Here is a 24770-nt window from a genome sequence, read left to right as displayed (position 1 = left end):
TTTTTTCACCGTATTGTGTATGATGGATAGCGAGAGAAAAAGTGATACGACAAGGAGAAAACAAAATGAAAAAAGAACCATTTGTTACCAAAGAGCAGATTGAGGAGATTGTGAAATCTTATCCGACTCCTTTCCATTTATATGATGAAAAAGGAATCCGCGAAAATGCAAAAGCAGTGAAAGAAGCATTTGCATGGAATCCGGGCTTCCGCGAGTATTTTGCAGTAAAAGCAACTCCAAACCCGTTTTTATTAAATATTTTAAGAGAATATGGATGTGGCGCTGACTGTTCTTCCATGACAGAGCTGATGCTGTCCCATGAGATCGGAATGTCCGGCGAAGAGATCATGTTTTCCTCTAACGATACACCGGCAGAAGAGTTTGTATACGCAAATGAGATCGGTGCAACCATCAACTTAGATGATTTTACACACATTGATTTTCTGGAGAAAGCCATCGGCAAATTCCCGAAAACAATGAGTCTTCGTTATAATCCGGGTGGAGTGTATACACTGAGCAACGGTATCATGGACAACCCAGGTGATGCAAAATACGGCTTTACCAAAGAGCAGCTGTTTGAAGGATACAAACTTCTGAAAGAAAAAGGTGTAGAGCGTTTTGGTATCCATGCATTCTTAGTAAGTAATACGGTTACAAACGATTATTATCCGACACTTGCCCGTACTTTATTTGAGTTATGTGTAGAGATCAAAGAAAAACTTGGTATCAAGATCAGTTTTATCAATCTGTCCGGCGGTGTTGGAATCGCTTACAAACCGGATCAGGTTCCAAATGATATCCGTGTCATCGGCGCAGGCGTTCAGAAAGTATATGAGGAAGTTCTTGTTCCGGCAGATATGGGTGACGTTGCCATTTATACCGAGATGGGAAGATTCATGATGGGACCGTATGGCTGTCTGGTTACAAAAGCAATCCATGAGAAACACACTTACAAAGAGTATATCGGTGTAGATGCGTGTGCAGCAAACCTGATGCGTCCGGCTATTTACGGCGCATATCATCACATTACCGTTGCAGGCAAAGAGGATGCACCATGCGATCACAAATATGATGTAGTTGGTTCTCTTTGTGAGAACTGCGATAAATTTGCCGTAGACCGTATGCTTCCGAAAATCGATATGGGTGATTATCTGGTGATCCATGACACCGGTGCACACGGATTTTCCATGGGATACAATTACAATGGACGTCTCCGTTCCGCAGAGGTACTGCTGAAAGAGGATGGAAGCGCACAGCTGATCCGTCGTGCAGAGACACCGAAGGATTACTTTGCAACCTTTGACTGCTTTGACATTATCAAAGGATTGGTATAATCTGTTGATATAGTTCACTCATCACATACGTATCATCTTCTTGATGTAGACTCAAGAAGCAGCCTTCGTTTAAAAGCTCAGTTGGTAATAATCTGTCAGAAAAAAGGATTGGAAAAAATGTAAAAAAATCTTGCGTTATGTATACATGTATGGTATGATTAGCGTGTTCGGTAAAAACCGAACACAATGCCGCTGTGGCGGAATTGGCAGACGCACTTGACTCAAAATCAAGCGGGTAACTCCGTGCCGGTTCGAGTCCGGCCAGCGGCATTTGTTTTGATAAAAAGGTGTGCTGTAATGGCACACTTTCTTATTATCACAAAGAAACATTAAAGAAAATAGAAAATAATCCGATATTGGAATTATTTGTAATGGTAGTTCGATATCGGGTTTTATATTCTATAAAAATGTTGAGAACTAAAAAATGAAGCATCAACGCAAGGGGGCGAAAGCATGATTGACAGAACGAACAAATATTATTTGACAACAGCGGAAATGCTTGTAATGCGTGCAATCTGGCTGGCAGATCACGATCTGGTTCTGAATGAGGTAGTAAGAGATTGCAATGCAGCTTACGGCAAGGACTGGAAACCGCAGACGGTAAGTACCTATTTAAGTCATTTGGTTCAGAAACAGTTTTTACGGATGGATCGTAATGGAAAGATCTACAGTTATCATCCGATTGTAAAAGCACAGGATTATATGAAGTATAACGTGCAGAATTTCGTAGAATTTTGGGGATTATCTCCGGCAGAGATGATGAAAAATTATCTCCAGATCAGAGGATCAACAAAAGAAGAACGTGATGAAGTACGTGCATATATTGCAAAATTAGAGGAAGAGAACAAAAAATAACTCTGTTTTGGTATTTTGTAACGTGTGAAAAGTCAGGAAATGAGCATTTCTTGACTTTTTTTGTTTTACCGATTAAAATAATAGTGTTTTTAACCAATAAATGGAATAAAAAGAAAGGCAGACTAGAAGAATGAAAAAAGTAATAGTAGCTATTTTAATGGCAGCCATGATCTGTTCTTTGACAGCCTGTGGTGGAAATAATAAGACAGGCGACACTTCTTCCAATACCTCTGCATCCGCAGAGCAGGCAGATGCGTCAGTCAGTGCAGAAGAGGAAGCAAAGAATGAACCGCAGTATGAAGCAGGAGTATGGACAGACAATGTGTATACCAATACTTCTCTTGGAATGACATTTGCTCTTCCGGAAGGATGGCAGATCGGCACAGAGGAAGAAATGAATGCAGTACAGGACAAAGGACAGGAAGTTACCGGTGATACAGGAAGTGCGGATGCATCCGAAGCATATGATTTGTATATTTACAATTCCTCAACTGGTTCTAATATTGCTATGATGGCAGAAGATATGAGCGCGTTTGGCGATATTACTGCACAGGAGTATATAGAGTCTCTTTCTCAGCAGCTTTCCAGCTATGCAGATCAGGGAATTACTTATACGATGAATGAGATTGGAACAAAAACCATCGGAAATACAGAGTTTGTTTCTCTGGATGGTATTGCAGAGTATCAGTCTAATAACATTTATCAGTGTTATGCAGTTACTGAGATGGGTGGAAAAATGATCACTATGATCATTACCGGTCCGGCAGATCAGGGACAGGCAGAGTGTGAGGCAGTACTTGCATCTATCCAACCGATAGCACAATAGTGGTGATGGAATAAATATTAGCGACATTTCATAATGATTTATCGTAAATGGTAAAAGGTTAAAAAAGATGAAGCAGCTGTTTGCATAGACAAACGGTTGTTTCATCTTTTTGTGCTTTCGGCAAATTATACTGTATTTGCCGTTAAATATCGTTTCCTTTTATTTCTCATATACCGTGTAATGGTATTTTCGTAACAATTCTACCGCATGATCGTAGGCATCTGCCTCATAAAACTCCACCTGCAAAACACCCTGCTGGAACTCACGGTTGTGAATGATACCGATGTTTTTGATACTGATATTGTTGGAGGCAAGGATCGTAGCAATCGTAGCGATTCCTCCGGCTTCATCAATCAGGTCACAGAACAGCTGGTAAACCGGGCGGATCGGACCGCGGTGGGAGATATTGAAGGAATCGCGGTATTCCTTGGCAGAACTGAAAAATTCTTTGATCTCCTCCGGATGGCTTTCCGCAATGGTATTTCGTGTCTGCTGCAGAGCTTTAACATAAGTATCAATCAGCTCTAAAATCTGGTTTCGGTTTGCCACACAGATATTTTCCCACATGGTAGGATCTGAGGATGCGACACGGGTGATATCCTTGAAACCGCCGGCAGCAATGGTACGCAGCGTTTCGTCAGAGTCATCCAGGTTTTTCACCAGATTGACCAGTGTGGAAGCGATGACCGTCGGCAGATGACTGATGGAACCAACGGAAAAATCATGTTTTTTGTAATCCAGGATTAGCGGAACTGCACCGATGGATGCCACAAACTTTTCGAATTCCTCCACTTTTTTAGGCGAAACCGTGCGTGTCGGAGTCAGAATATAGTATGCATTTTCCAGCATGTAAGCGGTGGAATACTCATAGCCTACGTGCTCCGTTCCGCACATAGGATGACCGCCGATAAAATGTCGTTCCAGATCCGGGTATTTCTGGATCTGCTCATGGATGCCGGTTTTGACACTTCCCACATCCGTCAACAGCATATCATCATGCAGAATGCCGGATAATTCCCGGACATAGTCTGCATTGTCGAGAACAGGGGCACACAGATAGATATAATTACAATCGGAAAATCCTTTGCCTACCTGATCCAGTGCTTCTGTGATAATGCCGTCGGATAATGCGGCATCCAGAGTGGCACGACAGGTATCATAAGCGACGATCTGAATGTCCGGATAGATGCGATGCACCGTCTTTGCTACAGAACCGCCGATATGTCCAAGGCCGATAAAGCCGATTTTTTCTGGAATCATAATGTACCTCCTTCATAACTTTATTTAATAAATGATTCACTTTACATGTCACTTGAAAAAAGCAGTACTTTTTTGATACGTTTTTTAACACATTTCAAATGTATTCCAGTGACATCTTTTGCCATGATAACGCATTTGCATGAAAAAGTCAACACTTTAAAGTGTAAAAGTGAAAACAGAAGATGGAAGAACATTGGCGGGAACTGTTTTTCGAAGTGAGTCATAGAAGTGTTTTGTCTGAGACTTGCTGTCGTTCAGAGAATTTCTTTGTATAGGAAGTAATTGTGAGAAAATAATGATAAAACTTGTGCATTTTTTATAAAAAGGTTGCAAAAAAGAGAAAAGTTTAGTAAAATATAACCATGATTTTTTATGTATTGGAGGAAATGACATGAACGTTTATACTACTGACAAGATCCGTAACGTAGTTTTACTGGGACATGGGGGTTCTGGAAAGACAACAATGGTTGAGGCAATGGCTTATCTGTCCGGAATTACCAATCGTATGGGAAATGTCACAGATGGCAATACCATCAGTGATTATGATAAAGAAGAGATCAAACGTGGTTTTTCTATCAGCACTTCTGTAGTCCCGATCGAGTGGAGAGAGACAAAGATCAATCTGCTGGATACTCCAGGATTTTTCGATTTTGTCGGTGAGGTAGAAGAAGCAGCAGCTGCAGCCGATGCGGCAATTATTGTGGTAAATGGTAAAGCCGGCGTGGAAGTCGGTACACAGAAAGCATGGGAGATTTGTGAGAAATACAATCTTCCGCGTATGATATGGGTTACCAATATGGACGATGATAACGCAAGTTTCCGTCAGGTAGTCGTAGACCTGCAGGAATTATACGGAAAGAAGATCGCTCCGTTACATTTACCGATCCGTGAGAACGGACAGTTCGTTGGCTATGTCAATGTCATTCAGATGAAAGCAAAACGCTGGAAAGAGGACGGAACCGTTGATAAGACAGATGTTCCGGATTACTCTTTCGAAAACCTGGAGATCTGCCGTGAAGCATTATTAGAATCCGTTGCAGAGACAAGTGAAGAATATATGGATCGTTACTTCTCAGGCGATACCTTCTCCGAAAATGAGATTCGTCAGGTATTACATACCAACGTATGCGATGGCAGCATGGTTCCGATTTCCATGGCTTCCGGCACAATGGCAAAAGGTATCTACACTTTACTGGATGATATTGTAAAATATCTGCCAAGCCCGGAGAAAAAACAGTGCAAAGCCATCAATATCAAGACAAATGAAGTATACGATGCAGACTTTAACTTTGCAAAAGCAAAGAGTGCATATATTTTCAAAACAATTGTGGATCCGTTTATCGGAAAATATTCTCTGATCAAAGTTACATCCGGTGTTATCAAGACAGACGATGTAATGTACAACGAAGAGCACGGTATGGATGACAAGATCGGTAAATTATATGTACTGCGCGGCAACAAACCGGAAGAAGTACCGGAGCTGCATGCCGGCGATATCGGAGCACTTGCAAAATTAAATAAAGTAGTGACAACCGATACCCTGTCTACAAAAGCAACACCGCTTACATTTATCAAGACAGCTGTATCCAAACCATATACATATATGAGCTACAAGCCGGTAAACAAAGCCGATGTGGATAAAGTTTCTCAGGCATTGCAGAAAATGATGCAGGAAGACCTGACACTGAAAGCAGTCAATGACAGTGAGAATCATCAGTCTCTGCTGTATGCCATCGGTGATCAGCAGCTGGATGTAGTGGTAAGCAAATTAAAAGAGAAATACAAAGTTGAGATCACATTAGAGCAGCCGAAGGTTGCATTCCGTGAGACCATCCGCAAGAAAGCAGATGTAGAATACAAATACAAAAAACAGTCCGGTGGACATGGACAGTATGGTCACGTTAAGATGACATTCGAGCCATCCGGCAATCTGGAAGAAGCATATGAATTTGACCAGATCGTAGTTGGTGGTGCTGTTCCGAAAAACTACTTCCCGGCTGTAGAAAAAGGTATTCAGGAATCCGTAGAGCGCGGACCGCTGGCAGGTTACCCGGTAGTGGGCGTAAAAGCTGTATTATACGATGGATCTTACCATCCGGTAGATTCCTCTGAGATGGCATTCAAGACCGCAGCAATTCAGGCGTTCAAAAAAGGATTTATGGATGCTTCCCCGATTTTATTAGAGCCAATTGCTTCAGTAAAAGTATTGGTACCGGATAAATATACCGGTGATATTATGGGAGATTTAAATAAACGCCGTGGCCGTGTACTTGGAATGAATCCGGTAGAGGGTGGCAAACAGGAGATTATCGCAGATGTGCCGATGTCCTCACTGTTTGGTTACAATACCGATCTTCGTTCCATGACCGGCGGCAGCGGAACTTATGAGTATGAGTTCGCACGCTATGAGCAGGCACCTTCTGATGTACAGGAGAAAGAAGTGGCTGCGAGAGCAGAAGCGTAAAATTTAATATGTGAAAAGAACTCGGAAGATTTTACCTTTGCGGCTAACAATCGCTTGCCAAGGAAAAATCTTCCGATTTCTTTATTTCAGAGATGTAAATTCTTTCGACATAGAAAACGTAAATGGGAGAAGGGGGCATTTTTCTCAATGAATCCTTGTCCCTTCAACTCACTTGGGAAGACGAAAGTTTATTGACATTGCGATGTGCATCTACTATAATGGAGTTCGATAGAAATACTTTTGGTATACCAAAGAAAACCAAAAGGATACAACAAACAGCACAAAACGAAACAAAAACAAACTAACAGGAAAGTGGGACTTTATTTTAGACTATTTTTAGGATTATTAAGGAGGGAAAATTGGTGAAAAATGCAAAAAACTTTTTCTCATCACTGGAAATTTCCGGACTGGATCAGGTGATCGCAAAGCGCAGATATCTGACAAAATGCGAACCGAAAGTTATGGAAATCGATGACGAAGAGAAAATTGTAAAGACGGCCTGTCGTGCCTGCATCGCAAACTGTGGTGTTCTGGCGCATGTGAAAAATGGCCGTGTCATTCGATTGGAGGGTAATCCGGTGGATCCGATGAGCCAGGGGCGCATGTGTGCCAAAGGTCTGTCCGGTATTCAGGCGCTGTATCATCCGAATCGAAACAAATATCCGCTGCTTCGTGTGGGAGAGCGTGGAGGCGGACGCTGGAGAAGAATTTCATGGGATGAGGCGTTGACCCGTGTGGCTGAAAAAGCCATGGAAACCCGTGAAAAATATGGTGCGGAAGCACTGTTTTGTACCACAGGAGGAGGTGGTAACCCGGAGATCTGGAGTATCGCCCGTTTTTGTAATATTTTCGGTACACCGAACTGGTATGAGCCGGGCTGTGCGCAGTGTTACCTGCCACGTGTTTTGTCCTGTGCCATGATGTACGGCGGTGCAGATTCCAGTATTGCGGATTCCAATGCACTGGAGCTGTATGATTACGAAAATGCGCAGATCAAATGTCTGGTGCTCTGGGGCGCAGGTCCTGCCTATTCTGCACCGGCCAGTGGCGGTCGTATGGTAAATGAGCTGCGTGCCAAAGGGGTAAAAACGATTTCCATTGATCCACGTTTTACACCGGATGCGGCTAAGGCAGATATCTGGCTGCCAATTCGTCCAGGTACAGATGTTGCCCTGCAGATGGCATGGATCCGATACATTTTAGTAAACCGCAGATACGATGAGGAGTTTGTAACACGTTGGACGAACCTGCCGTATCTGGTCGAGGTGGAGAGCCGTTTCTTTGCCCGTGCGAAGAAAGGAGAAAACGGTGCACCAGATACTTTTTATGTATGGGATGAAAAGACAGATTCCATGAAGCCGATGGAATATCCGTTTGATGAAAATTTAGCCCCGGCGTTATGGGGCACTTACGAAGTAGATGGAAAAGTATACAAGACCGGTATGCAGTTGTTATACGAGCGCTGCGAGGAGTTTACATTGGAGAAAGCAGCGGAGATCTGCTGGCTGGATGCAGACCGGATCAAGGCCGCCATTGAGATGTATCTGGAAAATTCTCCGAGCGGTATCTGCCTTGGTGTGGCAACAGATCAGACACCGAATTCCGTGCAGGCTGCCATGGCTGCGGACACCATTGATTTCCTGATGGGTAATCTGGAGAAACCGGGCGCGCTGATGCAGCGGTTCCGCACCAGTGGCGTGCTGAAAGTGCCGAACTATCCGGTTCCTGTTGCACTGAAATGTCTGCCGCCAGAGCAGTTGAAAAAACGTCTGGGTGGAAGAGAACATAAGGGATTAAGTATCTGGTATGCAGGTCATCCGGGCAGTGTGTTGAATGCGATTTTGACAGAGAAACCGTATCAGCCGAGAATGTGGATCGACCGTTCCGGAAACAAACTTGGTGTACTGGCAGAATCCGGTCGTTGGGCAGAAGCCATTGAAAAACTTGATTTTATCGTACATATGTATATGTATCCGACTTCTTTTTCCTGCTATGCAGACATTTTGCTGCCGACAGAGGAGTGGCTGGAGACGGATATGATCGTTGAAACCTGTAATATGCTGGTGGCAAGACAGCAGGTAGTTCATCTCTGGGAGACCATGGATGAGACTCTGATCTGGTCCCGCCTGGCAAAAAAATGTGCAGAGCTTGGTCATGAGATGTGTCAGAAAGCTTTTGATCCGGAGTTTATGGGGGATCAGCTTCCGTATTGGGATTCCATGGATGAGTTCTTTGATCATCTGACACCGGCGATCGGAATGACCTGGGAAGAAATGAAGAAAAAAGCGCCATTCGAGTACATGTCCAAAGAAGAGTGGAAGAGCTATTATGTATACAAACAGATTGATGAAGCGACAGGGCTGCCGAAAGGCTTTGACACACCGTCGAAGAAGATTGAAGTATATGTTGAGAGTATGATCACACTGGGAAGAACCGGTCAGCCGTTCCTGCCGATCGAGTTTGCACCGGCAGATAAGGATTATGAGCCGCTGCCGTATTATCTGGAGCCGGTGGAGAGTCCGGTGCGTGATGACGATACGGCGAGGGAGTATCCACTTGTTATGACAAATGGCCGTGTGCCGTTCTATCATCATTCCACATTGCGTAATGCTGCAGCTATGCGTGAACTGTATCCGGTTCCGGAGATCTGGATCTATCCGGATGTGGCAAAAGCATATGGCATCGCACCGGGAGACTGGGTCTGGGTAGAGTCCAAACGAGGCAAGATCCGTGCAAAAGCGCTGGTTACAAAAGGAATCAATCCGGGAACCGTATGCATGGAGCGTTTCTGGCATCCGGAGACCATGAACACCAAGACACATGGATGGCAGGAGACAAATGTGAATGTATTGTCAAAATCCACTGCACCGTTTAACGATGTCGTTGGTACACATACACTCCGTGCTTATCAGGTGCGTATTTCCAAAGCGGACAGTGCGCCGGAAGGCATCTGGCAGAAACCGGAAGACTTTGTAAATTGGCTTCCGTTAGGTAAAGCATAGGGAACGAGGAGGCAGAGTGATGAAACAATATGCAATGGTTGTAGAAGTGGACCGGTGCATCGGCTGTAAAGGTGGATGCCAGGTTGCCTGCAAGACTGAAAATGAAGTGGCTTTGGGCCGTTCCAGAAGCACATTATATCATATGGGACCGACTGGGGTCTATCCGGACCTGCAGATGTATTTTCTGCCGGTAATGTGCCAACAGTGTGAGGCTCCGAGTTGTGTGGATGTGTGTCCGACAGGCGCATGTTACAAGGATGAAGAAGACGGAGTGATCCGCATTGATCAGGACATCTGCATCGGATGTCAGAGTTGCAGGAAGGCATGTCCGTTCCATGCAAACAATTTTAATAAAGAACTGCGTGTCATGGATAAGTGTACCGGCTGTGCGCAGCTGCGGGAAAAAGGCGAAGAGCCGGTTTGCGTGAAAAATTGTTCCGGTCGCGCACTGCATTTCGGGGATATCAATGATCCGGAGAGCGAAGTATCCAGAATTCTGGCAGAGAATGAAGGTCATGTATATACATTGAAGGATGATAACGGAAATCATCCGTCCGGGCGTTTTATTTTGAAAAAACAGAATTGGATCGATATGCTTCCGTTTGAATTTGAGGAAGCACTGCGGAATGGTATTTATGAGGAGCCGGAGAGCGAAATGGCTCACAAAATTTTTGAAGATCATTTCAAAAAAGCCAAAGTCGTGCACACAGAAATGAATGAAAAAAAGGAGGCCAAAGAGGGATGAAACAGGTGGAATTAAGAAAACAGCTGGCAAAAGCCAGAGCAGGACTTTATCGTTTCCTTGGCGGTCTGTACATCATGGAAGTGGATGCGGAGACGCTGGCCAATATGAAGCAGATGCAGTTTCCGACAGATTGCGAAAATCCAGAGCTGGCTGAGGCTTATGCGTGTATGGCAAAGTCCATCGCAGATCTGAAAAATGAGGATCTGGAGGATGTGGCTGCGGATTATGCGAAGACATTTCTGGCAGCAGGAGAGGCTACCGGTGTGGCTGCGTTTCCGTATGAGTCTATTTATACAAATAAAAAACATGAAATCGGAGGACGTACCGAGCAGGAGACATTGGCTTTGTATGCACTGCACGGATGGGAGCCGAGCAAAGATATGTTCCGCACAATGAATGACCATATCGGTCTGGAACTGGAATTTATGGCGGTTCTGTGCGAGGAAGAATTACTTGCCTGTCAGACAGACAATGCGGATCGTGTGGCAATGTCAAACCGTGATCAGAATGAATTCCTGTGCACACACTTGAAATGGGCTGGCGCTCTCTGCATGGATATCAGCAAATATGCGCAGACAGAGTTTTATCAGGCAGTTGGAAAACTGACAAGTGTATTTCTGGAGCAGGAGAAAGAAATGCTGGCAATGGGAGGTGCAATATGGGATATCGCGTAGATTTTGACAAGATGAATGATATTTTGGCTGCCTGGTCAGAGGAGTATCATATTTTTGCACCGGCCTGGGATCAGAGAAAAAAGAAAGTTCGTTACCGGGAAATCAAGACGATTGGTCAGATCGTGCTGGATCGTCAGTCCGATTTTTCCCCGAAGGAAGCGTATTATCCAGTGTCACAGACGATGTTTTATTTTACCGATACTGATGTGACAGAGAGTGAACTGGCAGACGATAAGGGAGTTCTCATTTTTGCCCGTCCATGTGATATCAACGGAATGGCACGTCTGGACTGCATTTTCATGGAAAACGGCGGTCATGCAGATTATTTTTACGCCAGATTGCGGGAAAAAGTAAAGGTTGTCATGTTGGAATGTCGGGAGAGTTTTGAACATTGTTTCTGTGTTTCCATGGGAACAAACAAGACGGACAAGTACGATGCTGCAGTTCGCATTACCGAACATGAGGTGCTGGCAGAGGTCAGAGATGAAAAACTGGGTGCTGCTTTTTCTTTTGTATCAGCATCATCTTGTGATTTTACACCGGAGTTTGTGCAGGAAAATCAGAAAAAACTGCATATTCCGAAGATTACAGACCGCAGTATGTTAAAACCAATCAGCGATCTGGAGTACTGGAATCAGTTTGATGAAAAATGTATGTCCTGCGGTGGATGTAATACTGTCTGCGGAACTTGCAGCTGTTTTGATACAGTGGATGTCATTTATCAGGAAGGAAGCCGAAGCGGAGAACGCCGCAGAGTCTGGTCTTCCTGCATGCTGGAGACATTTACCCAGACAGCAGGTGGTGGTCGTGCCCGCAAGACGCCGGGAGCAAATATGCGTTTTAAGATTCTGCACAAATTTTATGATTTTGCAGATCGATTTGCAAAGGATGGAAGCCATGGCATTGCCTGCGATGCGCAGATGTGTATCGGATGCGGGCGCTGTGATATGAGATGTCCGAAAAAAATCTCATTTTTTGATGCGGTGGACGGACTTGCAGCGGAAATTGAAAAAATGAATACAGGAGAGGAGGCATAGAGCAATGGAAAATATTATGAAACCGGAACCACACAAAATCATACATGTTGTGCGCCAGACGACAGCGGAGTTTACGATTCGTGTAGCATGTGACAAAGATCCGGGTTACGGACAGTTTTTCCAGCTGTCTCTGCCGAAAATCGGAGAGGCACCGATCTCTGTCTGTGGAAAAGGACCGGGGTATGTGGAATTTACCATCCGTAAAGTCGGACGACTGACCGGGGGCGTGTTTGATCTGAAAGCAGGAGATACACTTTTCATGCGTGGACCGTATGGAAATGCATTCCCGGTGGAGCAGTTTGAAAATAAAGATCTGCTGGTTATCTGCGGTGGTACGGGTATGTCTCCGGTAAAAACCACACTGACCCATTTTTATGATCATCCGGAAATCTGTAAATCTGTGTATTTGATTGCCGGATTTAAGGATATTAACTGTGTGTTGTTCAATGAGGAACGCGCGAAATTTGCAGAGCGTTTCCATTGTACGTATTGTCTGGATAACTCAGAGGCACCGGGGTTCCACAAAGGAATGGTTACGAAATATATTCCGGATGTGCCCTTTGATACCTTCGATGATTATAATGTGGTCATCGTAGGTCCGCCTCCAATGATGCGGTTTTCAGCGCTGGAGTGTATGAAATGCGGGGTTCCGCCGGAGAAAATCTGGGTTTCCTTTGAGCGGAAGATGTCCTGCGCAGTAGGAAAGTGCGGACATTGTAAGATTAATGAGACGTATGTTTGTCTGGAGGGACCGGTATTTAATTATACGAAAGCAAAAGAATTGTTTGACTAGAAAGATTCTTTTGTGGTGAAAATTTAGGATATGGAAAGGGTCTGGGTTCATTTTGTCTTTGCGGCTAACAATCGCACGCCAAGAAAAAATGAACCCAGACCCTTATTTCAGTTACATGAAAATTGTTTGCTGTTGTGATTGGAAATATTAGAATATAAAAAATGTCGATCATATAGAATAAAAAAAGATTGACATACTTTAAAATATCGTTCTGGCTATAGTAGAAGAATTACGGATGAACACCGCTTGGTTTATGATATTGATCATAATGATAATTTGATCATTTATGCTGCAAAATATCATTATGAGGAAGATTAACACCGAGAGATGTTTTTCTTTTTGGAGACAAAATTCGAAGAAATTTGTATAATCTGCTGTTTTTTTCTGGAAAATTTTGTGCGATATGATGTTGACTCACAGAACAAATATGAGTAGAATATAAATTAGTTAAGAAATGGTAGAACCAATTAAGACAATAGATGTTTTCAGGAAAATAAAAAGATGATTCAGTTTTTGTAAGTGTGATTATCAAAATAAAAGCCATTGAAAACTTTATTTTTTACACTGATTGGTACTACCAAAAAATAAAACAAAAGTGGCAGTACCAAAATGCATATTTACAATTAAGCATGTAAAAACATGTATTTATAATTATTCAGAAATGAATATACAGCAAAAACGAACGTTTACAATCGTTCGTAAATGAACACAAAACAAACTTGTTTTATGAGGGGGAATCAAAACATGGCAGAGGTAACCTTACCTTTTGGCAAAGAAAAAATGAAGGTAACAATTCCGGACAATCGCCTGAATGGTATCCTTGTTTCCAAGGCGCATGAGTTTCAGGCAGACAAGCCAGAGGAGGAAATCGTAAAAGACGCCTTAGCGCATCCGATTCACTCCAAACGGTTACGGGAGCTGGCAAAGGGGAAAGACAATATCGTATTGATTGCCAGTGACCACACAAGACCGGTTCCAAGTAAAGTGATCATGCCGGGCGTTTTAGAGGAAATCAAAGCAGGTAATCCGAATGCAAAGATTACGATTCTGATCGCCACTGGTTTTCACAGACCGACCACGAGAGAAGAACTGATCTACAAATTTGGTGAAGATATTGTAGATCGTGAGGACATCACATTTGCAGTCCATAAAAGTCATGAAAATGCAGACATGGTAGAACTTGGCACACTGCCATCCGGTGGGAAATTGAAAATCAATAAGATCGCAGCTGAGGCAGATCTACTGATTTCCGAAGGATTTATTGAACCGCACTTTTTTGCAGGTTTTTCCGGTGGAAGAAAAAGTGTACTGCCGGGAGTATCCAGTGCAGCAACCGTCATGGCAAACCATTGTTCCGAGTTTATCGCCAGCGAGTATGCCAGAACCGGCGTGCTGGAAGGCAATCCGATCCATCGGGATATGATTTATGCGGCAGAACAGGCAAAACTTGCTTTTATCATAAATGTGGTACTGGATGAGAACAAAAAAGTTATCCGTGCATATGCCGGAGATTTCAACGAAGCGCACCGGGAAGGATGCAGATTCGTGGATCAGATGTCCGGTGTGGATGCGATTCCTTCCGATATCGTGATTTCCACAAATGGCGGATATCCACTGGACCAGAATATTTACCAGTCCGTCAAAGGTATGACGGCAGCAGAGGCAAGCTGTAATCCAGGCGGCGTGATCATCATGGTTTCCAGCTGCATTGATGGACATGGCGGACAGTCTTTGTATGACACCTTTGCCAGCGGCGGAGATAAAAATGTGATCATGCAGCGTTTCTTAGATACACCCCGTGACAAAACGATTCCGGATCAGTGGGAAGCACAGATTTTGTGCAGAGTGCTGATGCATCACAAAGTCATCATGGTGACTCAGGCACCGAAGCAGCTGGTCAATGACATGCAGATGGATTACGCAGAGAGCGTAGATGAGGCAATCCGCATGGCAGATGCATATCTGGGAAAGGCGGATAGTAAGATCACTGTGATTCCAGATGGTGTATCCGTGATTGTAAGAAGAAAATAGCACTTGAAATAATATTTTTACTACGCTGACAGAAAGTGAAAATATACAGTGAAAAATAAGCTGTTAAAAATAAAATCTGAAGTCAATAATTTGATGAAATATGATAATTCTCCTATATTTTGAACATAGAAATTGCAAAGTAATTGTGTTCAGAATACGGGATAGGATAAAGATTTTGAGAAATGTGTAAAAGGAGGATTTGGATGATGGCAGATTACAGCTACAACCAAGTGACACCGGAACTCATAGAAGAGTTCAAAAAAATCGTTCCGGGCAAGGTATTCACCGGAGATGAGATCAATGCAGATTACTCTCACGATGAAATGCCGATTTACGGAAAAGGAGCTCCGACCGTATTGATCGAAGCAACCACAACGGAGGATATTTCAGCAATCGTGAAGCTGTGTTTTGAAAACAGCATTCCGGTCATTCCGAGAGGTGCAGGAACCGGTCTGACTGGTGCATCTGTTGCACTGCACGGCGGTGTCATGATCGACATGTCCAAGATGAACAAGATTCTGGAGTATGACAAAGAGAACTTTGTAGTTCGTGTAGAGGCAGGCGTTTTGCTGAACGACCTTGCAGAGGACGCACAAAAACAGGGACTCTTATATCCACCAGATCCGGGTGAAAAATTTGCAACTCTTGGCGGAAACGTATCTACAAACGCAGGTGGTATGAGAGCCGTAAAATATGGATGTACAAGAGATTATGTCAGAGCAATGACCGTAGTACTTCCAACCGGCGAGATCGTAAAACTTGGTGCAACTGTTTCCAAAACTTCCACCGGATACAGCCTGTTAAATCTGATGATCGGTTCTGAGGGAACTTTAGGTATCATCACAGAGCTGACTTTAAAACTGATTCCGGCACCGAAGGAAACCATCAGCCTGATCATTCCGTATGAGAACCTGGAAGACTGTATCGCAACTGTTCCGAAATTTTTCATGGAGCATTTACAGCCACAGGCCATTGAATTTATGGAAAAAGAAATTGTTCTGGCTTCCGAGCGTTACCTTGGTAAGAGCGTGTTCCCACAGCAGTTAGAGGGCGTGGACATTGGCGCATATCTGCTGGTAACTTTTGACGGAGAGGATATGGAATCTCTGGAAGAAATCACTGAGAAAGCAGCAGAAGTTGTACTGGAAGCAGGAGCAATTGACGTATTGGTTGCCGATACACCGGCGAAGAAAAAAGATGCCTGGGCAGCAAGAAGTTCTTTCCTGGAAGCCATCGAGGCAGAGACAAAATTGCTGGATGAATGCGATGTCGTCGTTCCGGTAAATCAGATTGCATCTTATCTGACCTTTGTAAAATCACTGGAATCCAACTATGATTTTACCATCAAGAGCTTCGGTCATGCAGGAGATGGAAACTTACATATTTATGCATGTGCCAACGATATGGATGAGGCAGAGTTCAAAAAACAGGTTGCTGATTTCATGGATATTATTTACAAAAAAGCGGCAGAGTGTGGCGGACTGATTTCCGGCGAGCACGGAATTGGTTATGGAAAAATGGATTATCTGGCAGCATTTGCAGGTGAGACAAGCATGCGTCTGATGAAAGGCATCAAAGAAGTTTTTGATCCGAAGATGATCTTAAATCCGGGCAAGATTTGCTACAAGTTGTAAAAACAAGCTGATTTTACGAGTGCTGCTTTTTGAAAGAATTTCAAGAATGGAATGTAGAAGCAGTAGAACACTGAAAATCCGATTTTGTGAGAAAAATAACAATTAGTTGAAATAATATTTGAAAAAATAGGATCACTTACTATAAGGAGGAGTCAAAATGGCATATTTAATTTCTGAAGAAGCACAGGATCTGTTACAGGACGTAAAAAATTTCTGCGATAAAGAAGTCGTAGAGCAGTGTAAAGCATACGATGTATCCGGCGAATGGCCGAAAGAGATTTACGATAAAGCGATCGAGCAGGGATATCAGGCACTGGAAGTTCCGGAGGAGTTTGGTGGCCCGGGTTTATCAAGAGTAGATGTGGCAGCTCTCATCGAGCAGATGGCAATTGCGGATGCTGGATTTGCAACTACCATTTCCGCCAGCGGACTTGGTATGAAACCGGTACTGATCGCAGGAAGTAAAGAGTTAAAACAGCGTGCATGCGATCTGATCCTGGAAGGCGGCTTCGGTGCGTTCTGCCTGACTGAGCCGGGTGCTGGTTCTGATGCAGGCGCAGGCAAGACAACCGCTGTCAAAGACGGTGACGAGTATGTACTGAACGGAAGAAAATGCTTTATCACAAACGGCGGCATTGCTTCTTTCTACTGTGTAACAGCCATGACAGACAAGACAAAAGGTGTCAAAGGAATGTCCATGTTCTTCGTAGAAAAAGGCACTCCGGGCTTGAGCACAGGAAAAGAAGAGAACAAAATGGGTATTCGTACTTCCAACACCTGTGATGTAGTCCTTGAGGATGTCAGAATCCCGGCTTCCAACCTGATCGGTGAGGAAGGAAAAGGCTTCAACATCGCAATGCAGACACTGGATCAGGCGCGTACCTGGATGGGATGCGTTGCAACCGGTATCGCACAGAGAGGTATCAACGAGGCCATCGCTTACGGCAAAGAGCGTGTACAGTTTGGCAAACCGATCATCAAAAATCAGGCGCTGAAATTCAAAGTAGCTGATATGGAGATCAAGACAGAAACCGCACGTCAGATGGTAGCACATGCCTTGACAAAAATGGATCTGGGTCTTCCTTATACAAAAGAGTCCGCAATTGCAAAATGCTATGCTTCTGATATCGCAATGGAAGTTGCTTCTGAGGCCATTCAGATGTTCGGCGGATATGGCTATAGCCGTGAGTACCCGGTAGAGAAACTGTTGAGAGATGCCAAGATCTTCCAGATCTTTGAGGGAACAAACGAAGTACAGAGAATCGTTATCTCAAACAGTGTGATCGGTAAATAAGTTATCCCTTATCTAACAATATATGTATTCCGTCGATGGACATTTTTTGAAAGTTGGCGGAATACGAACAAAAAATATGCAGGAGAAATCATTATGGAAATATTAGTTTGCATCAAACAGGTTCCGGACGATTCTGTGGAAATCTCTTTGGATGAAGCCACAGGAAAACCGGCACTGGACGGGGTAACACCTGTCGTAAATGCATTTGATACATATGCAGAAGAAATGGCAGTACGTCTGAAAGAAGCTGTTGGCGAGAGTGAAGTGACTGTGGTATCCATCGGAGATGACAGTGTGAAAAACTCCTTAAAAAACTGTCTCGCAGTCGGTGCCGACCATGCATACCTCGTAAAATATGACGAGGCCGAAAAATTGGATGGTGCGGCAGTTGCAAAACTTCTTGCAAAAGCAAAATCAGACATTGAAGCAACCGAAGGAAAGACATTTGATCTTGTATTTTGCGGGAAAGAATCTACTGACTATGCAGCAAGTCAGACTGGCTTGTTGCTGGCAGCGGAGTTAAATGTTCCGGCAGTTGCCAATGTGGTAGCCGTAGAAGCAGCAGATGGAAAAGCAACCATCAAACAGGAAACAGAGACCGGATACAATGAGATTGAAGCTTCACTTCCTTGTGTTGTGACCATTCAGAAGCCAAATTACGATCCGCGTTATCCGACCATCAAGAGCAAGATGGCAGCCAGAAAGAAACCGATCGGTGAACTTGTGACCGGAGATGTTCCGGCAAGTTCTATGGAAGTTGTAAAAGTATATGCGCCTGCAAAACGTCAGGCCGGTGTAAAAATCAAGGCGGAATCCCCGGAAGAAGCTGTTGCTAATGCAATGAAGCTGATCGCGGATGCCAAGGTATTGTAGGAGGTCGTGGAAATGAGTCTGACAGATGGAAAAAATATTTTAGTATATGTTGAGACTGCCCAGGGCGCTCCAGTAGGACCAGCCCTTGAGATTCTGGCAAAGGCAAAAGAGCTTGCAGCTGCAAAAGGTGAAGAAGTGATCGCAGCTATTCTTGCAGAAGCGCCGGAAGAAGCTGCAAAGACAGCCGTTGAGGCTGGTGCAGATCAGGCAGTAATCGTAAAAACAGCAGAAAGCAGACCGGAAGTGCGGGCAGCAATGCTTGCAAAACTGGTTGAAAAATATACACCGTCACTGGTGCTGGCAGCAGCTACACAGGAGGGCAAAGATGTCACTCCGCTGCTTGCACAGAAATTTGAGGCAGGATGCGCTGTTGATGTCATGAATATTTTGGCAGATGGCGATCAGTATGTATTTACCTGCCCGGTTTATGGCGGAAATATTTTAAATGATGTTGTATTGCATACCCAGCCGGCAGTAGCCACCGTTCGCGGCGGTTCTTTTTCCAAATCAATTGAGGCGGGAAAAGCCGGCAAAATTATAGAAGAAACAGTAGAAATTCCGGAGGAGTCTGTATTTACAAAGATTGCCAATGTGGTAAAAGAGATCAGTGAGGCAGTCAATCTGGAAGATGCAGATGTTATCGTAACCGGCGGTCGTGGTATGGGCAGCAAGGAAAACTTTGCGCTGGTTCAGGAATTGGCAGATGTCTGCGGTGGTGTCGTAGGTGCCACCAGACCGGCGATTGAAGAAGAGTGGGTTGGTCGTTCCCATCAGGTTGGACAGTCCGGCAAGATCGTTGCACCGAAGCTTTATATTGCTTGCGGTGTATCCGGAGCTACACAGCATGTATCCGGTATGATTGGATCTGGCTATATCATCGCTATTAATAAAGACGAAGATGCTCCGATTTTTGATGTGGCAGATGTGGGTATTGTTGGCGATGCCATGAAAGTTCTGCCGCTGTTGATCGAGGAAATCAAAAAAATCAAAGAAGCATAAAAATAAACAATTACTTCATTCTTTTTCTTTTAAAATAACTTTAAAAATGTTAATCCTAATCCATTTTTATACACATTTTTAACGATTCTCCTAAGAATCACAAAAACCGGTGTTTCCGTTATGGGGCACCGGTTTTTTCATTGCTAAACGGAGTGTAGAGTGCAGTGATTCTGAAAAGAAGATGTCAGCTTGCGCTGACCAGAATCACGCACCAAGTCTCACGTGCGTTCGACTTGAATAAACGGAAATCGAGTTATTTTGTCTTATTGGCTAACCAATCGCTCGCTAAGAAAAAATAACTCGATTTCCTCAATTTACACAGAGTCTTTTTCTACTCATCTGATAACTGCTTGGTGTAAATGTGTCTATGCTGTGCTTTCTGTTGGTACATGATGTGGTCAGCTTGTTCGATAATGTCGTTGACGCACAAATCCTTGTGATCTGTCGGGATTTCTATGACACCAAAGCTGAATCCTTTCGGATATGGCTTGGTCTCTACATGTTCAAATGCGGTCTGCATATAGGTGATGCGTTCTTTTGCCTGAGCAGCGGTCCAGTCTTCCATAACCAGACAGAATTCATCTCCGCCGACACGGGCGAAAATATCTTCTTTTCGTATGAAATTCTTTACGGTCTTTACAAAATGGCAGATGTATCTATCGCCTTCTACATGTCCGAAATGGTCGTTGATGTATTTTAAATGATCCAGATCACAGTAGCAGAAGATCAGTGGTTTGTTGTTTTTGAGTAATTCTGTCATTTGTTCCGTAAGGAAGTAGCGGTTTCCAATGCCGGTCAGAGGATCCAGATAAGCTTCCGTCAGCAGTCTTTCTCTAAAGGATTCTTCCCGTTCCTGAAGCTGCCGTGTCATGGTGTTGAAAGCTTCCGAAAATTCCCCAAGATAAGAAACGCTTTGAGAGTAGTCACCTTTTGCTACCTGTTTTGCCTGCCAGGTCAGATGATTTAAGTTTGCGTGAATATTTTTCAGATTTTCACATAAAAAATTATCTCTTGGTGGGGTTTTTACTGATAAATTTCCACGGGAAAGAGCTTCGGAATAAGTCTTCATCTCACGTACCGCACGTTCCAGAAATTGCAGTCCTAACCCAAGTTTCTGGTATGGTTCCTCCAGTTTGGCCACATCCAGCGTTTGAATCTGGGAATCATACAGAATACTGCGTAAATATTCAAAAAGTAAGTCACAGTTTTTGTCTTCACTCATAAAAATCCTTATCCTTCTGATTCAATCACATCTGCACGGAATCGGCATACACGATCTCCGGTTGCCCAACAGTCTATTTCAATGGCAGAGTATGGTTTTCCGGTATATACGGACAGAATGCCGGAGATAAAACCTTCCTCATAATTACAAACGGTTTCACCGAGAACCGGGAGACCGGAGCAGTCGGCATCTTCGGAAACGGTCAAAATGATTCGTCCACTCTGTTCATCTATATTTTCAATTCGCAGTACACCGATTTTTAAATCCTGCATTTTTGCCTGAAGTTCACTGATAAATGCATTCAGCGGCTGATCAAGATTCAACATATGACGCGCAAAGTATTCGCCGCTGCGCTGACCGGCTTCCCGGAAAATGTCGATTTGTTTTTCTTTGCCAAACTGAGCGATCAGTTCTTCTTTGATGGAATATTCCAACATACGGTAGACCAGAACCGGAAGTGTTTCTCCTAAGTTACTGCGGCTGTTTTCGTCGTATTGCAGATATTGTTCGAAAGAAATCGGTTTCTGATTTTCCATAAAAATATTATGCTCCATAATGATAAATCTCCTCTTTGCAGCATTGTTAAAAAACATACAAAAATCAATGCTTTCTTTAATGTTTAAGTATATCATTTCAAGTTTAAATATGCAAGGAAACAGGTGCGATTTTGTGAATGGCGCGTGTGAACTGTAACATTCGATTTGAAATAGGCGATAGAAGGAAAAGCATTGCGCTGAGGGGTTTGTATTTTTGGCGAAAATCAGTTAAAATAGAACTGACAAGAAACATAGAAATGGAATATATTGATTATGAATTTATTATCATTGGAAAATATTACAAAAGCGTATACAGAACGTGTACTGCTTGACAAAGCGTCTTTTTTCCTGCAGGAAGGGGAAAAAGTCGGAATCATTGGCATCAACGGAACCGGAAAGTCCACACTTTTAAAAATTGCTGCGGGACTGGAGGAACCGGATGAGGGAAGCTGTACGAAAGCAAACCATGTGGTGATCCGTTTTTTGCCACAGACGCCGGAATTTGATGACATCTGCACCGTCTGGGAGCATGTGGAGAAAAAAATGTCTGAGAGCACACAGTGGGACATGGAAGGAGAAGCGAAAAGCATGCTTCAGACCCTTGGTATTGTCCGATTGGATCAGAAAATATCGGAGCTTTCCGGTGGTCAGCGAAAACGTCTGGCGCTGGCGGAGATTTTGATGCAGCCTTGCGATATTCTGGTGCTGGATGAGCCGACGAACCATTTGGATCACGCCATGGCAGCTTGGCTGGAGGATTATCTGAAACGCTGGCGCGGCAGCCTGATCATGGTAACTCATGACCGTTATTTTTTAGACAGCGTGTCCAACCGGATCGTGGAGATCGACAAAGGAAAAATCTACAGTTACGATACGAATTATTCCGGATTTCTGGAGCTGAAAGCCCAGAGAGAGGAGATGGAAGCGGCAACTGAACGGAAACGCCAGTCGATCCTGCGGGTAGAATTAGAGTGGGTAAAACGTGGCGCAAGAGCCCGTTCCACCAAGCAGAAAGCCCGTCTGGAGCGTTATGAGGAGATGAAAAACCAGCATGGACCACAGAGTGACGGACAGGTATCCATGAGTTCCATCACAACCCGTATGGGAAATACGACTATTGAAATTGATGGCATCAGCAAGTCTTACGGAAACCGTACTTTTATCCGTGATTTTTCATACATATTTTTGAAAAATGACCGTGTGGGATTTGTGGGAACCAATGGATGCGGCAAGACCACGTTAATGAAAATGCTGGCAGGCAGAGAAGAACCGGACAGCGGAACCATTAAAGTGGGGCAGACCATTAAGATCGGATATTATTCACAGGAGATCGAGAGCAGCAAAGAGGCCGGAATTGCCTATATGGATCCGAACATGCGCGTCATTGATTACATTCGTGAGACTGCAGAATTTGTCCGGACAGAAGATGGTCTGATCAGTGCTTCTGCCATGCTGGAGCGGTTTTTATTCCCGCCACAGGCACAGTACAGCTTGATTGGAAAACTTTCCGGTGGTGAGCGCAGACGTCTGAATCTGCTTCGGGTATTGATGGAGTCACCAAACGTGTTGATCCTGGATGAGCCGACCAACGATCTGGATATTTCCACATTGACGATTTTGGAAGATTATCTGGATCACTATCAGGGCATTGTGATCATCGTGTCCCATGACCGTTATTTTCTGGATCGTACTGTCAATCGTATTTTTGCCTTTGAAGATGGTGGCGTGTTAAAACAGTACGAGGGTGGTTACACTGATTATGCCCTGAAAGCAGGAGAAGCAGCACAGTGCAATCTGTCCGTGCAGGACGGAATCGTCGGATCGTCTAATACAGGTTTGAAAGCAAATGCAGATGTGTCTGCTGATGGAGCGGCGGAGACCGGCGGCCGTGCAGCTTATGACAACTACCGTGCAAACAGGGAGCGTAAGCTGAAGTTTTCCTATAAGGAAAAAATGGAGTATGAGACCATTGAGCAGGATATTTTGGATCTGGAAGAAAAGCTGGAATCGCTGGACAATGAGATGGCAGCCAATGCTACCAATTCCAAACGTCTGTCAGAGCTGGCAGCGGAGCGGGAACAGACCGAAGCAGATCTGGAACATAAAATGGAGCGTTGGGAATATCTGGAAGAACTTGCAGAAAAAATCAATGCACAGAATGAGAATTAGTATAGGTAATAGGTGTAGAAAGCAGGTGTAAGTTATGAAACAGAAAGTAAAGTATAAGGGAATCATGTTTATCGTATTGTCGGCACTTTGCTTCGCGTTTATGAATGTGTTTGTACGAATGGCGGGGGATCTGCCTGCGGTGCAGAAGAGTTTCTTCCGAAATCTGGTGGCGTTTATCATTGCGCTGGCGATGATGGTGCGTCATAAGGAAACATTTCAGGTGGAAAAAGGAAACTGGAAGTTTATGCTTCTGAGAGCAATCTTTGGAACGTTAGGAATTTTGTGTAATTTCTACGCAGTGGATCATCTGGTGCTTTCCGATGCATCCATGCTGAATAAAATGTCACCGTTTTTCGTTATTTTATTCTCATTCCTGATCTTAAAAGAAAAACTGACACCGATTCAGGTGACTGCGGTTTGCGGCGCTTTTATCGGAAGTCTGTTTATTATTAAACCGACATTTTTAAATATGAATCTGATGCCGTCACTGATCGGCCTTTGCGGCGGTTTGTGTGCTGGAATTGCGTACACGATGGTGCGAGTCCTTGGACAGCGGGGACAGAAAGGCGTATCCGTGGTACTGTTTTTCTCAGGATTTTCCTGCTTAGTGACGCTGCCGTACTTATTGTTAAATTATCATACAATGACTATGTGGCAGGGAATTGTTCTTCTGGGAGCCGGAGTGGCTGCGGCAGGCGGACAGTTCGCCATTACAGCAGCTTATTATCATGCACCGGCGAGAGAAATCTCCGTTTACGATTATTCTCAGATCATATTTTCTGCGATCATTGGATTCTTGTTATTCCATCAGATTCCGGATCGGTTCAGTGTGCTGGGATATGTGATCATCATTGGAATGGCGGTTTGGATGTTCTTCTATAATCAGCGCCACGATGCAGCAGAGATAAAATAATAAAAAATATCAATAATATCATAGCCAATGAATACTCTTGTTAAAAGAATATTTTATATCAGATGGGAGCCAATCCCCCATCTGATATAGCCTCCGGCAGGATTACAGA

General features: G+C 43.9%; 19 protein-coding genes, 1 tRNA gene and 1 pseudogene. 18 read left to right on the top strand and 3 right to left on the bottom strand.

Annotation, left to right across the window (positions count from 1 at the left end; genetic code table 11):
• Positions 1-65 precede the first annotated feature (65 nt).
• From DXB15_RS10250 to DXB15_RS10235, 4 genes are all read left to right on the top strand, one after another.
• Positions 66-1334 carry a diaminopimelate decarboxylase gene (locus DXB15_RS10250; RefSeq protein WP_109216231.1) on the top strand — a complete coding sequence of 423 codons (1269 nt, stop codon included), beginning with the start codon at positions 66-68 and terminating at the stop codon, positions 1332-1334.
• Between the two features lie 188 nt (positions 1335-1522).
• A tRNA-Leu gene (locus DXB15_RS10245) sits at positions 1523-1604 on the top strand.
• A 183-nt stretch (positions 1605-1787) separates the two neighbouring features.
• Positions 1788-2189 carry a BlaI/MecI/CopY family transcriptional regulator gene (locus DXB15_RS10240; protein ID WP_109216230.1) on the top strand — a complete coding sequence of 134 codons (402 nt, stop codon included), beginning with the start codon at positions 1788-1790 and terminating at the stop codon, positions 2187-2189.
• Between the two features lie 130 nt (positions 2190-2319).
• Complete coding sequence (locus DXB15_RS10235; protein ID WP_118702900.1) at positions 2320-3015, top strand: hypothetical protein; 696 nt, start codon at positions 2320-2322, stop codon at positions 3013-3015.
• A gap of 159 nt (positions 3016-3174) precedes the next feature.
• On the opposite strand, the gene DXB15_RS10230 is transcribed toward DXB15_RS10235, so the two are convergent.
• The gene (locus DXB15_RS10230; protein ID WP_181369356.1) at positions 3175-4275 is read right to left on the bottom strand and encodes a prephenate dehydrogenase; all 1101 of its coding nucleotides are present in this window, start codon (positions 4273-4275) and stop codon (positions 3175-3177) included.
• Between the two features lie 391 nt (positions 4276-4666).
• Between DXB15_RS10230 and DXB15_RS10225 the strand changes: the two genes are divergently transcribed.
• From DXB15_RS10225 to DXB15_RS10165, 12 genes and pseudogenes are all read left to right on the top strand, one after another.
• Positions 4667-6739, top strand: coding sequence for an elongation factor G (locus DXB15_RS10225; protein WP_109216228.1), 2073 nt, complete (start codon positions 4667-4669; stop codon positions 6737-6739).
• A 362-nt stretch (positions 6740-7101) separates the two neighbouring features.
• Positions 7102-9741, top strand: a complete 2640-nt coding sequence (locus DXB15_RS10215; protein WP_243115631.1) for a molybdopterin-containing oxidoreductase family protein — start codon at positions 7102-7104, stop codon at positions 9739-9741.
• Between the two features lie 19 nt (positions 9742-9760).
• Positions 9761-10486, top strand: a complete 726-nt coding sequence (locus DXB15_RS10210) for a 4Fe-4S dicluster domain-containing protein (RefSeq protein WP_109216224.1) — start codon at positions 9761-9763, stop codon at positions 10484-10486.
• The gene (locus DXB15_RS10205) at positions 10483-11160 is read left to right on the top strand and encodes a TorD/DmsD family molecular chaperone (RefSeq protein WP_118702898.1); all 678 of its coding nucleotides are present in this window, start codon (positions 10483-10485) and stop codon (positions 11158-11160) included. Before DXB15_RS10210 ends, DXB15_RS10205 begins: the two co-directional genes overlap by 4 nt.
• Positions 11145-12197 (top strand): anaerobic sulfite reductase subunit AsrA, encoded by a 1053-nt coding sequence (gene asrA / locus DXB15_RS10200; protein ID WP_118702897.1) that lies wholly within the window; start codon positions 11145-11147, stop codon positions 12195-12197. Before DXB15_RS10205 ends, asrA begins: the two co-directional genes overlap by 16 nt.
• Positions 12198-12201: 4 nt before the next feature.
• Positions 12202-12990 carry an anaerobic sulfite reductase subunit AsrB gene (gene asrB, locus DXB15_RS10195; protein ID WP_109216221.1) on the top strand — a complete coding sequence of 263 codons (789 nt, stop codon included), beginning with the start codon at positions 12202-12204 and terminating at the stop codon, positions 12988-12990.
• Positions 12991-13209: 219 nt separating this feature from the next.
• A pseudogene (locus tag DXB15_RS17720) lies at positions 13210-13308 on the top strand (type II toxin-antitoxin system YoeB family toxin); the annotation flags it as partial.
• 426 nt (positions 13309-13734) lie between these two features.
• Complete coding sequence (larA, locus tag DXB15_RS10185; protein WP_109216220.1) at positions 13735-15021, top strand: nickel-dependent lactate racemase; 1287 nt, start codon at positions 13735-13737, stop codon at positions 15019-15021.
• A 206-nt stretch (positions 15022-15227) separates the two neighbouring features.
• Entirely contained in the window at positions 15228-16655 is a 1428-nt protein-coding gene (locus tag DXB15_RS10180; protein WP_109216225.1) for an FAD-binding oxidoreductase, read from the top strand.
• Between the two features lie 157 nt (positions 16656-16812).
• Positions 16813-17949, top strand: a complete 1137-nt coding sequence (locus tag DXB15_RS10175) for an acyl-CoA dehydrogenase family protein (RefSeq protein WP_109216219.1) — start codon at positions 16813-16815, stop codon at positions 17947-17949.
• Between the two features lie 93 nt (positions 17950-18042).
• Positions 18043-18822, top strand: a complete 780-nt coding sequence (locus DXB15_RS10170) for an electron transfer flavoprotein subunit beta/FixA family protein (RefSeq protein ID WP_118702896.1) — start codon at positions 18043-18045, stop codon at positions 18820-18822.
• Positions 18823-18834: 12 nt separating this feature from the next.
• Complete coding sequence (locus DXB15_RS10165; RefSeq protein WP_109216217.1) at positions 18835-19821, top strand: electron transfer flavoprotein subunit alpha/FixB family protein; 987 nt, start codon at positions 18835-18837, stop codon at positions 19819-19821.
• 331 nt (positions 19822-20152) lie between these two features.
• Here DXB15_RS10165 and DXB15_RS10160 read toward each other — a convergent pair whose 3' ends face one another.
• Both DXB15_RS10160 and DXB15_RS10155 read right to left on the bottom strand, forming a co-directional pair.
• Positions 20153-21043, bottom strand: coding sequence for a sensor domain-containing diguanylate cyclase (locus tag DXB15_RS10160; protein WP_109216749.1), 891 nt, complete (start codon positions 21041-21043; stop codon positions 20153-20155).
• 8 nt (positions 21044-21051) lie between these two features.
• On the bottom strand, positions 21052-21597 hold the full coding sequence (locus DXB15_RS10155; RefSeq protein WP_243115630.1) for a 4-vinyl reductase: 546 nt from the start codon (positions 21595-21597) through the stop codon (positions 21052-21054).
• A gap of 255 nt (positions 21598-21852) precedes the next feature.
• Here DXB15_RS10155 and DXB15_RS10150 point away from each other — a divergent pair, with 255 nt between their 5' ends.
• A complete protein-coding gene (locus tag DXB15_RS10150; RefSeq protein WP_118702895.1) occupies positions 21853-23748 on the top strand; it encodes an ABC-F family ATP-binding cassette domain-containing protein in 1896 nt (631 codons plus the stop codon).
• Positions 23749-23782: 34 nt separating this feature from the next.
• Entirely contained in the window at positions 23783-24661 is an 879-nt protein-coding gene (locus tag DXB15_RS10145) for a DMT family transporter (RefSeq protein ID WP_109216751.1), read from the top strand.
• Positions 24662-24770: the final 109 nt, after the last annotated feature.

It is taken from the genome of Roseburia sp. OM02-15 (assembly GCF_003481835.1).
Taxonomy (GTDB): Bacteria; Bacillota; Clostridia; order Lachnospirales; family Lachnospiraceae; genus Eubacterium_I; species Eubacterium_I ramulus_A.
The sequence above is the reverse complement of the archived record's forward strand: the minus strand, read 5'-3'. Positions and strand labels throughout refer to the sequence as shown.

Coding starts and splice junctions, on each gene's coding strand:
- DXB15_RS10250 (WP_109216231.1), top strand. CDS start 66: ATGAAAAAAGAACCATTTGTTACCAAAGAGCAGATTGAGGAGATTGTG.
- DXB15_RS10240 (WP_109216230.1), top strand. CDS start 1,788: ATGATTGACAGAACGAACAAATATTATTTGACAACAGCGGAAATGCTT.
- DXB15_RS10235 (WP_118702900.1), top strand. CDS start 2,320: ATGAAAAAAGTAATAGTAGCTATTTTAATGGCAGCCATGATCTGTTCT.
- DXB15_RS10230 (WP_181369356.1), bottom strand. CDS start 4,275: ATGATTCCAGAAAAAATCGGCTTTATCGGCCTTGGACATATCGGCGGT.
- DXB15_RS10225 (WP_109216228.1), top strand. CDS start 4,667: ATGAACGTTTATACTACTGACAAGATCCGTAACGTAGTTTTACTGGGA.
- DXB15_RS10210 (WP_109216224.1), top strand. CDS start 9,761: ATGAAACAATATGCAATGGTTGTAGAAGTGGACCGGTGCATCGGCTGT.
- DXB15_RS10205 (WP_118702898.1), top strand. CDS start 10,483: ATGAAACAGGTGGAATTAAGAAAACAGCTGGCAAAAGCCAGAGCAGGA.
- asrA (WP_118702897.1), top strand. CDS start 11,145: ATGGGATATCGCGTAGATTTTGACAAGATGAATGATATTTTGGCTGCC.
- asrB (WP_109216221.1), top strand. CDS start 12,202: ATGGAAAATATTATGAAACCGGAACCACACAAAATCATACATGTTGTG.
- larA (WP_109216220.1), top strand. CDS start 13,735: ATGGCAGAGGTAACCTTACCTTTTGGCAAAGAAAAAATGAAGGTAACA.
- DXB15_RS10180 (WP_109216225.1), top strand. CDS start 15,228: ATGGCAGATTACAGCTACAACCAAGTGACACCGGAACTCATAGAAGAG.
- DXB15_RS10175 (WP_109216219.1), top strand. CDS start 16,813: ATGGCATATTTAATTTCTGAAGAAGCACAGGATCTGTTACAGGACGTA.
- DXB15_RS10170 (WP_118702896.1), top strand. CDS start 18,043: ATGGAAATATTAGTTTGCATCAAACAGGTTCCGGACGATTCTGTGGAA.
- DXB15_RS10165 (WP_109216217.1), top strand. CDS start 18,835: ATGAGTCTGACAGATGGAAAAAATATTTTAGTATATGTTGAGACTGCC.
- DXB15_RS10160 (WP_109216749.1), bottom strand. CDS start 21,043: ATGAGTGAAGACAAAAACTGTGACTTACTTTTTGAATATTTACGCAGT.
- DXB15_RS10155 (WP_243115630.1), bottom strand. CDS start 21,597: ATGGAGCATAATATTTTTATGGAAAATCAGAAACCGATTTCTTTCGAA.
- DXB15_RS10150 (WP_118702895.1), top strand. CDS start 21,853: ATGAATTTATTATCATTGGAAAATATTACAAAAGCGTATACAGAACGT.
- DXB15_RS10145 (WP_109216751.1), top strand. CDS start 23,783: ATGAAACAGAAAGTAAAGTATAAGGGAATCATGTTTATCGTATTGTCG.